Here is a 13,837-nt window from a genome sequence, read left to right on the forward strand (position 1 = left end):
TGACACACTGCCACGGACACCGCCCACGACCGCAAGGAGTCCGCCACTCCATGGACAGCAGCACGACCGCCGGCCTCTGGGACCGGCTGACCGGCATACAGACCGCGCCGGCCACGTGGCTGGTGGCCGCCACCGGCCTCGCCGCCCTGGCGGTCGTGGCCTGGCGACCGCTGTGGCTGCCGGCCCGCAACGCGATCACCATCGCGCACGAGGGCGGCCACGGGCTGGTGGCCCGGCTGAGCGGCCGCAGGCTGGCGGGGATCCGGCTGCACTCGGACACCAGCGGGGTGACCGTCAGCTGGGGCAAGCCGACGGGGATCGGCATGGTCCTGACGGCCGCCGCCGGGTACACGGCGCCCTCGCTGCTGGGCCTGGGCGGGGCCGCCCTGCTGTCGGCGCACCGGATCACGGTGCTGCTGTGGGCGGCGACCGTGCTGCTGGCACTGCTGCTGGTGCGGATCCGCAACGCGTACGGGCTGCTGACGGTGGTGCTGGCCGGGGCCGCGTTCGTCCTGGTGTCCTGGCTGGCCTCGGAGGCCGTGCAGGCGGTCTTCGCGTACGCGGTGGTGTGGTTCCTGCTGCTGGGCGGGGTCCGGCCGGTCTTCGAGCTCCAGCGCAAGCGGCGCGGAGGAGCGGCGCCGGACTCGGACGCCGACCAGCTGGGGCGGCTCACTCACCTGCACCCGGTGGTCTGGCTGGGCTTCTTCCACACGGTCGCGCTGTGCTGCCTGGTGGGCGGGGGGCGTTGGCTGCTCGGCCTGTGAGACGCGGGAGCGATCAAGATCCGGGGTGGCGGCGAGCCACTAAAGTGGGGGCCATGACCGAGACCCCCGCGCTCCATCCGCTCTGGCCCGCTCCGCTCGCCGAGGGCGCCGTCCACGCCACCGTCACCGTGCCGGGGTCCAAATCGGTCACCAACCGCGCCCTCGTGCTCGCCGCCCTCGCGGCCGAGCCCGGCTGGGTGCGCCGCCCGCTGCGCTCGCGCGACTCGCAGCTCATGTCGGACGCGCTGCGCGCCCTGGGCGTCGGCATCGAGGAGACGGTCTCCTCCAGCTCCGCCGGGGCCGGCGCGGGCGGCGAGGCCTGGCGGGTCATCCCGGCGGCCCTGCACGGCCCGGCCACCGTCGACGTCGGCAACGCGGGCACGGTCATGCGCTTCCTGCCGCCCGTCGCCACCCTGGCGGCCGGCGACATCCGCTTCGACGGCGACCCCCGCTCCTACGAGCGCCCCCTCGGCGAGGTCATCAACGCGCTGCGCGCCCTGGGCGCCCGGATCGACGACGACGGCCGCGGCGCGCTGCCGATGACCGTCCACGGCGGCGGCGCCCTGGAGGGCGGCACGGTCGAGATCGACGCCTCCAACTCCTCGCAGTTCGTCTCGGCGCTGCTGCTGTCCGCGCCGCGCTTCAACCAGGGCGTCGAGGTCCGGCACACCGGCGCGACCCTGCCGTCGATGCCGCACATCCGGATGACGGTGGAGATGCTGCGCGCGGCGGGCGCCCAGGTCGACACCCCCGAGGCCGGCGGCGAGAAGAACGTGTGGCGGGTCGCGCCGAGCGCGCTGCTGGGCCGCGACATGGTCGTCGAGCCGGACCTGTCCAACGCGCAGCCCTTCCTGGCGGCGGCGCTGATCACCGGCGGTACGGTCACCATCCCGGACTGGCCGCGCCGCACCACGCAGCCCGGTGACGAGCTGCGCCGCATCTTCACGGAGATGGGCGGCTCCTGCGAGCTCACCGACGCGGGCCTGGTCTTCACCGGCACCGGCCGGATCCACGGCATCGACGTGGACCTCGGCGAGGTCGGCGAGCTGACCCCGGGCATCGCCGCCGTGGCGGCGCTGGCCGACTCCCCGTCCACCCTGCGCGGGGTGGCCCACCTCCGGCTGCACGAGACGGACCGGCTGGCCGCGCTCACCAAGGAGATCAACGAGCTGGGCGGCGACGTCACCGAGACGGCGGACGGGCTGCACATCCGCCCGCGCCCGCTGCACGGCGGCGTCTTCCACACCTACGACGACCACCGCATGGCCACGGCGGGCGCGGTGATCGGGCTGGCCGTGAAGGGCGTGGAGATCGAGAACGTGGCGACGACCGCGAAGACCCTGCCCGACTTCCCGAAGATGTGGACGGACATGCTCTCGGGAGCGGAAGCAGGAGCGGGAGCGTAGGGGCCCGGTCATGCGCAGGTACGGCAAGCACACCGACGAGGACGACATCCGCCAGCGCCCGAACCCCAAGGGCAACCGGGCGCGGACGAACATCCGGCCCAAGCACGAGGACGCCTCCGAGGGTTTCGTCCTCACCGTCGACCGGGGCCGGCTGACGTGTCTGGTCGAGGACCGCAAGGTCACCGCGATGAAGGCCCGGGAGCTGGGCCGCAAGGCGGCGGTGGTCGGCGACCGGGTGTCGCTCGTCGGTGACCTGTCCGGCAAGAAGGACACGCTCGCGCGGATCGTGCGGATCGAGGAGCGCAAGTCCGTCCTGCGGCGCACCGCCGACGACGACGACCCGTACGAGCGGGTGGTCGTCGCCAACGCCGACCAGCTGGCCATCGTCACGGCCCTGGCGGACCCCGAGCCCCGGCCGCGGATGATCGACCGCTGCCTGGTGGCGGCGTACGACGCGGGGCTGGAGCCGCTGCTGGTGCTCACCAAGTCCGACCTGACCTCCCCGGACAAGATCCTGGAGGTCTACTCGACCTTCGGCCTGAACTACGTGGTGACCAACCGCGAGGAGCTGGAGACGGGCGACGCCGCCGAGCGGGTCCGCGAGCGCCTCGAAGGCCGCATCACCGCCTTCGTCGGCCACTCGGGCGTGGGCAAGACCACGCTGGTGAACTCGCTGGTCGCCGAGGGCCGCCAGCGGGCCACCGGCCACGTCAACAAGGTCACCGGCCGCGGCCGGCACACCACCACGTCGGCGCTGGCCCTGCCCCTGCCCTCCGGGGACGGCTGGGTCATCGACACGCCGGGCGTGCGCTCGTTCGGCCTGCACCACGTGGACCCCTCGCGGGTGGTGCTCGCCTTCCCGGACCTGGTGCCGGGTACGGAGGAGTGCCCCCGCGCGTGCAGCCACGACGAGCCGGACTGCGCGCTCGACCAGTGGGTGGAGGACGGCCACGCGGACCCGGCGCGGCTGTACTCGCTGCGGCGGCTGCTGGGGACGCGCGAACGCCGCGAAGGCGACTGACCGTCCGGCGGGGTTTGCGTCACACCTTGTCTGGTAAATGCATAATCCCACCACGTGACGCGATGTCACCTGACGCGGGGAGGCACTCGACATGGCGTGGCTGCTGGTCGTGGTCGCGGGAATCCTGGAGACCGGTTTCGCGGTCTGCCTCAAGCTGTCCCACGGTTTCACCCGGCTGTGGCCGACGATCGCCTTCGCGTGCTTCGCGCTCGGCAGCTTCGGTCTGCTGACCCTGGCCCTCAAGAAGCTGGACGTGGGCCCGGCCTACGCGGTGTGGACGGGCATCGGGGCGGCCGGGACCGCCATCTACGGCATGGTCTTCCTCGGGGACCTGGTCTCCACCCTCAAGCTGGTCTCGATCACGCTGGTCATCCTGGGCGTCATCGGACTCCAGCTCTCCGGCTCGGCCCACTGAGGAGCCGCAGCAGTTCCCGCTCCCCCGGCTCCTCCCCGGGCGCCACCACGTAGGACAGCGCGAGCCGCACCGCGAGCTCGCAGCGGCGCTCCGGCTCCTGGGGCAGCGCGGCCGCGGCCCGGTCGCGGGCGGCCCGGGTCAGCTCCCCCGGCCCGATCGCGTACCGGCTCCCGGGCGGGGGCGGCGCGGGCAGGGCCGGCCCCCAGGCCCCGGTCAGCAAGGCCCGTACGAGGGCGTGCGCGCGGGCCGCCCGTACGGTCCACTCGGCGACCGCCGCGAGCCGGTCGGCGGCGGTGTGCCCGGGCGGGGCCGCGGCCAGCGCGCGGTCCACCCCGTCGAGGTACCGGTCGGCCGCCCGGCGCACCAGGGCCCGGCCCAGGCCGTCCTTGCCGCCGAACTCGTTGTAGAGGGTCTGCCGCGACACCCCGGCGGCCGTGGCCACCTCCACCATCCGCACCGCCGGCCAGGGCCGTGCGCACAGCGCCGCCTCGGCCGCTTTCAGCAAGGACTCCCGGGCCGCCGACATCGTCGCCTCCCCCGCCTGTCGCACCGGCCGGCTGTCACCGGGCCTGGCTCACCCGCAAGATTTGACGGGCCGCCAGATCCTGTCAAGGGCGCCTCCCGGCCGTACCGTGGACGGCGTTCGCCGGGCCGGTGCCGATCTCGGTACTGTTCGGGCATGCCCACGTATGACGACGACCTGCGCCTCGCCCTCGAACTCGCCGACGCGGCGGACGCCACCACCATGCAGCGGTTCCGGGCCCTGGACCTGAAGGTGGAGACGAAGCCGGACATGACTCCGGTGAGCGAGGCCGACCAGGCCGCCGAGGAGGTCATCCGGGCGGGGATCCTGGCCGCGCGGCCGCACGACGCGATCCTCGGCGAGGAGTACGGCCTCAAGGGCGACGGCCCGCGCCGCTGGGTCGTGGACCCGATCGACGGCACGAAGAACTACGTGCGCGGCGTGCCGGTGTGGGCGACCCTGATCTCCCTCATGGAGGAGGGCGCGGACGGGGAGTTCCGCCCGGTCGTCGGCGTGGTCTCGGCCCCCGCGCTGGGCCGCCGCTGGTGGGCCTCGCAGGGCGGCGGCGCCTTCGCGGGCGGCGCGCTGGGCGAGCCCGCGGGCCGGATCGGCGTGTCCGAGGTGGCCTCCCTGGGAGACGCCTCTTTCGCGTACTCCTCACTGGGCGGCTGGGAGGAGCAGGGCCGCCTCCCCGGGTTCCTGGAGCTGACCCGCGCCTGCTGGCGCACCCGGGGCTACGGCGATTTCTGGCCGTACATGATGGTCGCGGAGGGCTCCCTGGACCTGTGCGCCGAGCCCGAGCTGAACCTCTGGGACATGGCGGCCCTGGCGGTCGTGGTCCAGGAGGCGGGCGGCCGGTTCACGAGCGTGGACGGCGTGGACGGGGTGCACGGCGGCAACGCGGCCGCCTCGAACGGGCTGTTGCACGAGGAGATGCTGGGCTTCCTGCGCCCCTCCTCCTGATCCCGACGCGCGGGGGCGTGCGCTCAGCGCGCCCCCTTGATGACGCTGCGTGCTCGTGGGAATCTGATACTCCCCCGCTTGTGCGCTTGTGAAGCGGTTCTCGAAGCGGGACACACCAGGAGGTGGTTCTCTTCATGCTCGTCCGTGACGCCATGAGCACCGTGATCCTCACCCTCGGACCTGCCCACACCCTCCGTCAGGCGGCCTGCCTGATGTCCGGCCGACGCGTCGGAGCGGCCGTCGTCCTCGACCCCGACCACAGCGGCATCGGCATCCTGACCGAGCGCGACATCCTCAACTCCATCGGAGCGGGCCACGACCCCGACCGGGAGTCGGTGGGCGCGCACACCACCAACAACGTCGTCTTCTGCACCCCCGAGGCGACCGTGGCGGAGGCGGCCGAGGCGATGGCCATCGGCGGCTTCCGGCACCTGATCGTGCTGGAGGACGGCGGCCCGGTGGGCATCGTCTCCGTCCGCGACGTCATCCGCTCCTGGGTGCGCACCCGGCGCACCATCGCGGCGTGAAACGGCGGCGGGCCGGAACCCCGAGGGGTTCCGGCCCGCCGCTCGCCAGGGCAAGCGGCCTCCGTCAGCCGCGGAGGGCCTGGACCGCGGCTTCCAGCCGCTTGCCGAAGTCGCCGTCCGCCTGGCGGAAGTTGTTGACCGCGCGCTCGACGATGTCGTCGCGGGAGACCTTGGCGATGAAGCCGGCCAGGTTCTCGATCAGACGGCCCTTCTCGTCCTCGGACATCAGGCGGTAGAGGTCACCGGCCTGGACGAAGTCGTTGTCCTCGGAGTGGGACGGGGTGGCGTGGTTGCCCGTGCCGCCCGCGACCGGGGTGGACTGCCACAGCGGGCGGTCCGTCTGGAAGGGGCCGCCGAAGCTGTTCGGCTCGTAGTTCTTCGCGCCCTTGTGGCGGCCGTCGTAGAGGTAGCCGTCACGGGAGTTGGTGCGCGCCTCGGTGGCGTGCGGGCGGTTCACCGGCAGGTGGTCGGCGTTGATGCCGACGCGGTAGCGGTGGGCGTCGCCGTACGCGAAGAGGCGGCCCTGGAGCATCTTGTCCGGGGACGGACCGATGCCGGGGACGAAGTGCGCCGGGGAGAAGATGGACTGCTCGACCTCGGCGAAGATGTTCTCCGGGTTGCGGTTGAGCTCCAGCTTGCCGATCTCGATCGGCGGGTAGTCCGCGTGCGGCCACACCTTGGTGAGGTCGAACGGGTTGAAGCGGTACTGGGCCGCGTCGGCCGCGGGCATGATCTGGACCTGGACGGTCCAGCTCGGGAAGTCGCCGCGCTCGATGGCCTCGCGCAGGTCGCGCTGGTGGGAATCCGGGTCCTCGCCGGCGAGGGCGTTGGCCTCGGCCTGGGTGAGGTTCTTGATGCCCTGGTCGGTCTTGAAGTGGTACTTGACCCAGAAGACCTCGCCGGCCTCGTTGTTCCACTGGAACGTGTGCGAGCCGTAACCGTTCATGTGGCGGTAGGACGCCGGGATGCCGCGGTCGCCGAACAGCCAGGTCACCTGGTGGGTGGACTCGGGCGACAGGCCCCAGAAGTCCCAGACGTTGTCCGGCTCCTGCGAGCCCGTGTACGGGTCGCGCTTCTGGGTGTGGATGAAGTCGGGGAACTTGATGGCGTCGCGTATGAAGAACACCGGGGTGTTGTTGCCGACGAGGTCGTAGTTGCCCTCTTCGGTGTAGAACTTCAGCGCCCAGCCGCGCGGGTCGCGGCGGGCGTCGGCGCCGCCGAGGCTGTCCGCGACGGTGGAGAAGCGCAGGAAGGTCTCGGTCTGCTTGCCGACCTCGGAGAGGAACTTCGCGCGGGTGTACTGCGTGACGTCGGCGGTCACGGTGAAGGTGCCGTAGGCGCCGGCGCCGCGGGCGTGCACCACGCGCTCCGGGATGCGCTCGCGGTTGAAGTGCGCCAGCTTCTCCAGGAGGAGCTGGTCCTGGACGAGGACCGGCCCGCCGACCCCAGCGGTCTCGCTGTTCTGGTTGTCGGCGACCGGAGCCCCGGCCTCCGTGGTGAGCGGTCCCTGCGTCACGTGCGCCTCCTGCGTCATTCCTGCTGGTCCTGTCCTTGGCGTTTGCCGTAACCGATCCTACGATGGACTTTGTCTAAGTCAAGTAGACATCCAAGTCCATATCGGTTCGGGATCTGCACCGGATCGCCACTGTTAGGCTGGCGTGTATGAGTGACCTGCTGGAACGACTTCGCGGACGCGGCTGGCGCATGACGGCCCAGCGGCGTGTCGTGGCCGAAGTACTCGACGGTGACCACGTTCACCTGACGGCAGACGAAGTGCACGCACGCGCTGTCACCAAACTGCCCGAGATTTCTAGAGCGACGGTGTACAACACCTTGGGCGAGCTGGTATCGCTCGGCGAGGTGCTGGAGGTCTCGACGGACCGGCGGGCCAAGCGGTACGACCCGAACGCCCACCGCCCGCACCACCACCTGGTCTGCGGCCAGTGCGGCGCCATCCGCGACGTCCACCCGGCCGGCGACCCGCTGGCCGACCTGCCCGCCGGCGAGCGCTTCGGCTTCACGGTCTCGGCGGTCGAGGTGACCTACCGCGGGCTGTGCCCGGCCTGCGCCGCGGGCTGACACGACGCGGGAACGCAGAAGGCCGGGGGCGGGAAGCCCCCGGCCTTCTGCGCCGCACGCCGCACCGGCGTTCACGTTCAGAAACGACTCAAGGCCCGGATCCATGGGATCCGGGCCTTGGGCCTTCAGTAGCGGGGACAGGATTTGAACCTGCGACCTCTGGGTTATGAGCCCAGCGAGCTACCGAGCTGCTCCACCCCGCGTCGGTAAACACGACTGTACGGGAGTCCACCCGGCAGATGCAAATCAGTGAACCGTCCGCCGCCGGCCGGCCTCAGACGGACAGCTCCTCCGCCAGCGCGTCGCGCAGCCGGGCGGCCCGCTCGGCGACCTCCGCCGGACCGAGCTCCATGGCCCGCAGGCACCACTTCTGCCCCTCCGCGAGGTCCCCGTGCCGGGCCGCGAGCAGCCCCAGGCGCAGGGCGGCCCGGCCGTGGCCGGCCACCGCCGCCCGGGTCCACCACAGGGCCGCCTCCGGCTCGTTGCCCTCGCGGGCCAGCAGCAGCCCGAGGTTGAAGGCGCCGTTGCGCGAGCCGGCCTCGGCCGCCTCCCGGTACCAGCGGGCCGCCACGGCCAGGTCGCCCCGGGCCGCGGCCAGCATCCCGACCCGCACCTGGGCCCGCCGGTGGCCCTGCTCGGCGGCGCGCTCGTACCAGTCCTCGCTCTCGGTGCGCGCGGCTCCGCCGACGGGCTCGCCGAGGGCCACCGGCTCCGGGGGCGGGGCCAGCGACTCAAGGAGGGCGGCCAGCCGGAAGGCGGCCTCCGCGCTGCCGCCGCTCGCGGCGCAGCGCAGGTGCCGCTCGGCGGCGCGCTCCTCGCCGTCGCGGACCAGGGCGATGCCGACCTGGAGGGCGGCGTCGGTGTGCCCGGCCGCGGCGGCGCGCTCGTACCACTTCAGGGCGGCGCGGTCCTCGTCCCGGCTGGCGAAGAGGATGCCGAGGTTGAAGGCGGCGTCCACGCTGCCCGCCTCGGCCGCCTTGGAGAACCAGGGCTCGGCGCCCGCCGCGTCCCCGGCCTGGAGCAGCATGATCGCCAGCGCGTTGGCGGCCTCGCGGTGGCCCGCGTAGGCGGCGCGGCGGTACCACTGCTCGGCCTGGGCGGTCCGCTCCTGCGCGGCGCACAGCAGGGCGAGGTTGTAGGCGCCGTTGTGGTCGCCGGCGTCCATCGCGACCCGGTACCACTTCTCGGCGGTCTCGGTCTCGCCGCGGGCCGCGTGCAGCGCGCCCAGGGCGTTCGCCGCGTTCCCGTCACCGTCCTGCGCCGCGCGGTGCCACCAGGCGGCGGCGCTGTCCTCGTCCCCGGCGTCGCGCAGCAGGAAGCCGAGCGCGCACGCCGCCCGGGCCTCGCCCTGCTTGGCGGAGCTCAGGTACCAGCGGCCGGCCTCCTTCAGCTCGCCGCGCGCTTCCAGCAGGGCTCCCAGGTGCAGTCCGGCACGCCGGTGGCCGCGCGCGGCGGCCTGCCGGTACCACTGCTCGGCCTCGGCGGGGTCGCCCTTGCGCAGGTGCCGGGCCAGCCGGTAGGCGGCCTCGCGGTGACCCTGCTCGGCGGCGGCCCGGAACCAGCGCTCGATGCCCTTGTCGCCTCGGTGCTCCAGCAGGTCGGCGAGGCCGTACGCGCCGAGGGCGTGGCCGGACTCGGCCGCCTGGCGCAGCCAGTACTCGGCGGCGGGCTCGTCCCCGCGCTCGCGGTAGTGGCGGCCCAGGGCGTGCGCGGCGGGGGCGGAGCCGGCGACGGCGGCGACCCGCCACCAGCCGGCCGCCTCGTCGGGGTAGCCGCGCTGGAGGAGGAGGACTCCCAGGTTGTTGGCGGCGGCGCGGTCCCCCGCGGCGGTGGCGCCGCGGAGGTAGGGCTCGGCCCCGGCCAGGTCGCCGCGGCGCAGCAGCAGCGCGCCGAGCACGCTCATGGCGCCGGGGTCGCCCTTGTCGGCGGCCACGCGGTGGCGCGCCTCCAGCTCGGCGTCGGTGGCCCCCTCGGCGTCGCCGAAGGCCTCTTCCGCGAAATCCGCATCGGTCAGTGCGGTCTGCGCGTTGACAGCGGGAGCCGCCTTGCCGGCCTCCGTACCCGACTCGGCCTCCGCCCTCACAAACCGCCCTGTCTCCAGCAGAGTTGACCTGTCCCCCATAAATCCCATCGTCGCATCACCTGCTACCCGCGTACACCTGGTATGTCGCAGCCAGTGAGGTCACTACAGCGTTTTGTCGACATGCCCACAGAGAGACAAGTCAAACACGCTCACGCCCCAACTCACCCGCCCCAGTGACCTCATGTTCCCCAGCAGCTTCCTACCGGCCCTTCCCGGCGCCTGCGAGCCCCTCCGATCCGCCTCCGAATCTCATCCGAATCTCATCCGGGCATGACGAAGGCCCGGATCCCATTGGATCCGGGCCTTCGTCTTCAGTAGCGGGGACAGGATTTGAACCTGCGACCTCTGGGTTATGAGCCCAGCGAGCTACCGAGCTGCTCCACCCCGCGTCGGTGAAACCACAGTATCACGACGCGGGGAGGAGCCATGAACGCCTTCCGGCCGGGCCGCCTAGCCCGCCGGCTTGGGGGCCGTCAGCTTCGCCTCCGCGTCGATCGCCCGCTTCAGCGCCGCCTGGAGGTCGCTCTGCGCCTTGCCGTAGGCGGTCCAGTCGCCGGCCTTCATGGCCTTGTCGGCTTCCTCGACCGCCTTCTGGGCGTCGGCGAGGGCCGCCTTGACCGTCGGGTCCTGGGCCGTCGGCGGGTTGCCGGTCGACTCGCCCGGCTTGGTCGGCTGGGTCTCCGGGGGCACCGGCGTGGTCGGGGCCTCGGCGCCGAACACCACGTTCAGCGCCTTCTCCAGGGTGTCCTCGAAGGCCGTCTGGTTGCCGTAGGTCACGAGGACCTTGCGCAGCAGCGGGTACTTCAGGGTGGAGCTGCGAACGTACACCGGCTCCACGTAGAGCATCCCGCCGTCCATCGGCACCGCGAGCAGGTTGCCGTACTCGATCTCCGAGTCGCCGCCGCGCAGCAGCCGGATGGATTCGGCGATCTTCGGCTCCGACTGGAACTTGCTCTGCACCTGGCCGGGACCGTCCGGCGGCTTGCTGGTCGGCATCTTCAGGATGCGGATCTTGCCGTAGTCCGGGGTGCCCGGATCGGCGTTCACCGCCATGAACGCGCTCAGGTTGGGCCGCTCGTTCGGCGTGAAGGTGGTGGTGAGCGAGAAGACCTGGTCCTTCTCCCTCTGCCCCGGCATCTTCATCGACAGGTAGTACGGCGGAACGGCCGTACCGGCCTTGGTCGTCGGGTCGTCGGGGACGGCCCACGCCTCACTGCCGCTGAGGAAGGTCTGCGGGTCGGTGACGTGGTACCGGGTGAGGAGCTCGCGCTGGACCTTGAACAGGTCCTGCGGGTAACGCAGGTGCTCCATGAGCGGCTTGGGGATCTCGCTCTTGGCCTTCACCGTGCCGGGGAAGGCCTTCATCCAGGTCTTCAGGACCGGGTCCTGGGTGTCCCACTGGTAGAGGTTCACCGTGCCGTCGTAGGCGTCGACGGTGGCCTTCACCGAGTTGCGGATGTAGTTGACCCGGTTCTCCTGGGCCACCACGGCGCGCTGGTTGTTGGTCAGCGAGTCCGCGGTGCTCTGGCCGAGCGTGGTGCGCGAGGCGTACGGGTAGCCGTTCGTCGTCGTGTAGGCGTCGACGATCCACTTGATCCGGCCGTCGACGACGGCGGGGTAGGGGGCGCCGTCGATGGTCAGCCAGGGGGCGACGGCCTCGACGCGGTCCTTGGGGGTGCGGTTGTAGAGGATCCGCGACCCGTCGCCGATGGCCCCCGAGTAGAGGATCTGCGGCTCGCTGAAGGCGAGCGCGTAGGCGGCGCGGTTCACCGGGTTGTCGAGGTTGACGCCGGAGTCGCCCTTGTAGCTCGTCTCCTTCTCGCCCTTGTCGTCCGAGTAGTCGAGCTCCTTCTGCGGTCCACCGACGATCGAGTACTGCTTCGTCTGCTCGCCGTAGTAGATGCGCTGCTCGAAATCCGTGCCGAACATGCCCTTGGAGGGCAGGTCGGACTGGGTGAAGTCGGGGGCGCCGTCCTTGACGGTGGTGCCCTTGGCCGCGACGACGCCGTAGCCGTGGGTGTACTTGAAGTGGTCGTTGATCCAGTTGTTCTTCGGGATGCCGCCGATGTTCAGCTCGCGCAGCCCGATGACGGTGTCCTGGCCGTTGTACCGGTCGACCGCCAGGGTGGACGGGAAGCCGTAGTAGCCCTTGACCTGCTGGAGCTGCTGGAACGCGGGCGAGACGATGTTCGGGTCGAGCAGGCGCAGGCTCGCGGTGGTGTCGGCCGCCGCCCGCAGCTTGGTCCGGTCGTCCGTCTGCGGGACGGCCGGGTAGTCCTTGACCTCGGTCCCGTCGATCCCGTAGGCGTCGCGCGTGGCCTTGATGTTCTTCTCGACGTACGGGGATTCCTTGGCCTGCTCGTTGGGCTGGACCTGGAACTTCTGCACGATGGCCGGGTAGAGCCCGCCGATGAGGATCGCCGAGAGGACCATCAGGCCGAAGCCGATGACCGGCAGCTGCCAGGTGCGCCGCCACAGCGTGGCGAAGAACAGCACCGCGCAGATCGCGGCGATGGCGACGAGGATGGTCTTCGCCGGCAGGTAGGCGTTGGCGTCGACGTAGCGCAGGCCGGTCCAGTTGTCGGAGGCCTTGAAGTCGCTGGACTTCACGGCGAGGCCGTACCGGTCGAGCCAGTACGCGACCGCCTTGAGCGTGACGAACAGGCCGAGCAGCACCGACAGGTGGCCGGTGGCCGCGGCGGTGGCCCGGGCGCCCGGGCTGGTCACGCGGAGTCCGCCGTACAGGTAGTGCACGACGACGGCCGCGATCACCGACAGCACGACGGCGGCGAAGCCGAAGCCGAGCAGGAACCGGTACCAGGGCAGGTCGAAGGTGTAGAAGGACACATCGAGGTGGAACTGGGGGTCCTTCTTGCCGAAGGGCACCCCGTTCACGTACATCAGCCAGGTCTTCCACTGGCCGGCCGCCGACGCCCCCGCGATCAGACCGACGACCGCGGCGATGCCCAGGAGCAGCCACTTCCGGTACGGTGCGACGCTCATCCGGTAGCGGTCGAGGCTCTGCTGCTCCATCGACATCGCGCTCAGCGGCGGGCGCAGCCGGTACGCCAGCCAGACGTTCAGCCCGACGGCACCCGCCATCAGCAGGCCGAAGACGGCGAAGAGGCCGATCTTGGTCCACAGGGTCGTGGTGAAGACCGAGGAGTACTTGACGGAGCGGAACCAGAGCCAGTCCGTCCAGAACCCGGCGAACATGATGAACGCCATGGCCAGCACGGCCAGGACGCCCAGGGTCAGCAGAAGGGTCCGGGCACGCCGGGAGGGGCGGCCGACTCTCATCCGTGGCCCGGAGGGGCCTCCGCCGCGGTCCGGCATCTGGAAAGCCAAGGTGCGCACCTCGAAAGTCGCTGTGTCTGGTCGTGGGCCCACGATCGTAGGGCCCACTCATGCAACTTACTGAGGCTTTAGTCAGTTCCCGGTATCGGGGAGAAAGGAGGCAGGATGTTGCCCATGTCCAACCTTTCGCCCTCCCCCGGCACCCCCATGGCGGCCAGTCCGCTGACCCGCGCCGTCCTCGAAATCGACGAGTACGCCTCCACCCTCGGCTGGGACAAGCCGGCCCGCCTCTTCGCCCTGGTCGACACGGCCCGCCTGCGCCGCCAGGAGCCCGGCCTCGCCAACCAGCTCGGCCTCGACACGGACGACGCGGGCAAGGCCCAGCTCACCCCCATCGAGCAGGACGAGGTGCCGGCCGGGACCCCGCTGGACAAGTTCCTGGGGACCATCGCCTGGCCCGACGCGGTCGTCGGGTGCGCCCTGACCGTGGAACGGCTGATGCTGCCGCCGTCCGCCGAGGCCTCCGTGCCGGAGGGGCTGAACGACAAGCAGCTGGCCAAGTGGGTCGCCGGCCACCCGGAGCGGCAGGAGGTGCGCCTGACGGTCGGCGTCCTGCGCGACGGCTCGCGGGAGTCGGCCGTGCGGCTGCGGGACAAGGACTCCTCCAGCGAGGTGCTCACCGGCGCCGGCCTGGTGCCGGGCCTGGCCGACGCGCTGGCGGCGACCTTCGCCTGAGGGCCCGCCGGGCCGGGCCCCCGC

The 13,837-nt window shown here is 71.8% G+C and carries 12 protein-coding genes and 2 tRNA genes; 8 read left to right on the top strand and 6 right to left on the bottom strand.

What is annotated here, in order from left to right:
• Positions 1–50: 50 nt before the first annotated feature.
• The 4 genes from WDV06_RS07210 to WDV06_RS07225 all read left to right on the top strand — a co-directional run bounded on the left by WDV06_RS07210 (position 51) and on the right by WDV06_RS07225 (position 3,606).
• Complete coding sequence (locus WDV06_RS07210) at positions 51–764, top strand: M50 family metallopeptidase (protein WP_395508801.1); 714 nt, start codon at positions 51–53, stop codon at positions 762–764.
• Positions 765–817: 53 nt separating this feature from the next.
• Positions 818–2,170, top strand: a complete 1,353-nt coding sequence (gene aroA / locus WDV06_RS07215; RefSeq protein ID WP_395508802.1) for a 3-phosphoshikimate 1-carboxyvinyltransferase — start codon at positions 818–820, stop codon at positions 2,168–2,170.
• Between the two features lie 10 nt (positions 2,171–2,180).
• On the top strand, positions 2,181–3,191 hold the full coding sequence (gene rsgA, locus WDV06_RS07220) for a ribosome small subunit-dependent GTPase A (protein WP_395508803.1): 1,011 nt from the start codon (positions 2,181–2,183) through the stop codon (positions 3,189–3,191).
• Positions 3,192–3,282: 91 nt separating this feature from the next.
• The gene (locus WDV06_RS07225; protein ID WP_007266432.1) at positions 3,283–3,606 is read left to right on the top strand and encodes a DMT family transporter; all 324 of its coding nucleotides are present in this window, start codon (positions 3,283–3,285) and stop codon (positions 3,604–3,606) included.
• On the opposite strand, the gene WDV06_RS07230 is transcribed toward WDV06_RS07225, so the two are convergent.
• Positions 3,572–4,132 carry a TetR/AcrR family transcriptional regulator gene (locus WDV06_RS07230; protein ID WP_395508804.1) on the bottom strand — a complete coding sequence of 187 codons (561 nt, stop codon included), beginning with the start codon at positions 4,130–4,132 and terminating at the stop codon, positions 3,572–3,574. The genes WDV06_RS07225 and WDV06_RS07230 overlap by 35 nt on opposite strands.
• A 153-nt stretch (positions 4,133–4,285) precedes the next feature.
• Here WDV06_RS07230 and hisN point away from each other — a divergent pair, with 153 nt between their 5' ends.
• A complete protein-coding gene (hisN, locus tag WDV06_RS07235; protein ID WP_395508805.1) occupies positions 4,286–5,092 on the top strand; it encodes a histidinol-phosphatase in 807 nt (268 codons plus the stop codon).
• 134 nt (positions 5,093–5,226) lie between these two features.
• Positions 5,227–5,619, top strand: coding sequence for a CBS domain-containing protein (locus WDV06_RS07240; protein ID WP_395508806.1), 393 nt, complete (start codon positions 5,227–5,229; stop codon positions 5,617–5,619).
• 64 nt (positions 5,620–5,683) lie between these two features.
• Here WDV06_RS07240 and WDV06_RS07245 read toward each other — a convergent pair whose 3' ends face one another.
• Complete coding sequence (locus WDV06_RS07245) at positions 5,684–7,135, bottom strand: catalase (protein ID WP_395508807.1); 1,452 nt, start codon at positions 7,133–7,135, stop codon at positions 5,684–5,686.
• Positions 7,136–7,281: 146 nt separating this feature from the next.
• On the opposite strand from WDV06_RS07245, the gene WDV06_RS07250 reads away from it, so the two are divergent.
• Positions 7,282–7,698, top strand: coding sequence for a Fur family transcriptional regulator (locus WDV06_RS07250; RefSeq protein WP_395508808.1), 417 nt, complete (start codon positions 7,282–7,284; stop codon positions 7,696–7,698).
• 129 nt (positions 7,699–7,827) lie between these two features.
• Here WDV06_RS07250 and WDV06_RS07255 read toward each other — a convergent pair.
• From WDV06_RS07255 to WDV06_RS07270, 4 genes are all read right to left on the bottom strand, one after another.
• Positions 7,828–7,901, bottom strand: a tRNA-Met gene (locus WDV06_RS07255).
• 71 nt (positions 7,902–7,972) lie between these two features.
• Positions 7,973–9,829, bottom strand: a complete 1,857-nt coding sequence (locus tag WDV06_RS07260; protein WP_395508809.1) for a tetratricopeptide repeat protein — start codon at positions 9,827–9,829, stop codon at positions 7,973–7,975.
• A gap of 267 nt (positions 9,830–10,096) precedes the next feature.
• Positions 10,097–10,170, bottom strand: a tRNA-Met gene (locus tag WDV06_RS07265).
• Positions 10,171–10,231: 61 nt separating this feature from the next.
• Entirely contained in the window at positions 10,232–13,117 is a 2,886-nt protein-coding gene (locus tag WDV06_RS07270) for a UPF0182 family membrane protein (protein WP_395508834.1), read from the bottom strand.
• Between the two features lie 126 nt (positions 13,118–13,243).
• Here WDV06_RS07270 and WDV06_RS07275 point away from each other — a divergent pair, with 126 nt between their 5' ends.
• Positions 13,244–13,813 carry a PPA1309 family protein gene (locus WDV06_RS07275; RefSeq protein ID WP_395508810.1) on the top strand — a complete coding sequence of 190 codons (570 nt, stop codon included), beginning with the start codon at positions 13,244–13,246 and terminating at the stop codon, positions 13,811–13,813.
• The last annotated feature ends 24 nt before the right edge of the window (positions 13,814–13,837 follow it).

It is taken from the genome of Streptomyces racemochromogenes (assembly GCF_044129415.1).
In the GTDB taxonomy this organism is placed as follows: Bacteria; Actinomycetota; Actinomycetes; order Streptomycetales; family Streptomycetaceae; genus Streptomyces; species Streptomyces racemochromogenes_A.

Coding starts and splice junctions, on each gene's coding strand:
- WDV06_RS07210 (WP_395508801.1), top strand. CDS start 51: ATGGACAGCAGCACGACCGCCGGCCTCTGGGACCGGCTGACCGGCATA.
- aroA (WP_395508802.1), top strand. CDS start 818: ATGACCGAGACCCCCGCGCTCCATCCGCTCTGGCCCGCTCCGCTCGCC.
- rsgA (WP_395508803.1), top strand. CDS start 2,181: ATGCGCAGGTACGGCAAGCACACCGACGAGGACGACATCCGCCAGCGC.
- WDV06_RS07225 (WP_007266432.1), top strand. CDS start 3,283: ATGGCGTGGCTGCTGGTCGTGGTCGCGGGAATCCTGGAGACCGGTTTC.
- WDV06_RS07230 (WP_395508804.1), bottom strand. CDS start 4,132: ATGTCGGCGGCCCGGGAGTCCTTGCTGAAAGCGGCCGAGGCGGCGCTG.
- hisN (WP_395508805.1), top strand. CDS start 4,286: ATGCCCACGTATGACGACGACCTGCGCCTCGCCCTCGAACTCGCCGAC.
- WDV06_RS07240 (WP_395508806.1), top strand. CDS start 5,227: ATGCTCGTCCGTGACGCCATGAGCACCGTGATCCTCACCCTCGGACCT.
- WDV06_RS07250 (WP_395508808.1), top strand. CDS start 7,282: ATGAGTGACCTGCTGGAACGACTTCGCGGACGCGGCTGGCGCATGACG.
- WDV06_RS07260 (WP_395508809.1), bottom strand. CDS start 9,829: ATGGGATTTATGGGGGACAGGTCAACTCTGCTGGAGACAGGGCGGTTT.
- WDV06_RS07270 (WP_395508834.1), bottom strand. CDS start 13,117: ATGCCGGACCGCGGCGGAGGCCCCTCCGGGCCACGGATGAGAGTCGGC.
- WDV06_RS07275 (WP_395508810.1), top strand. CDS start 13,244: ATGTTGCCCATGTCCAACCTTTCGCCCTCCCCCGGCACCCCCATGGCG.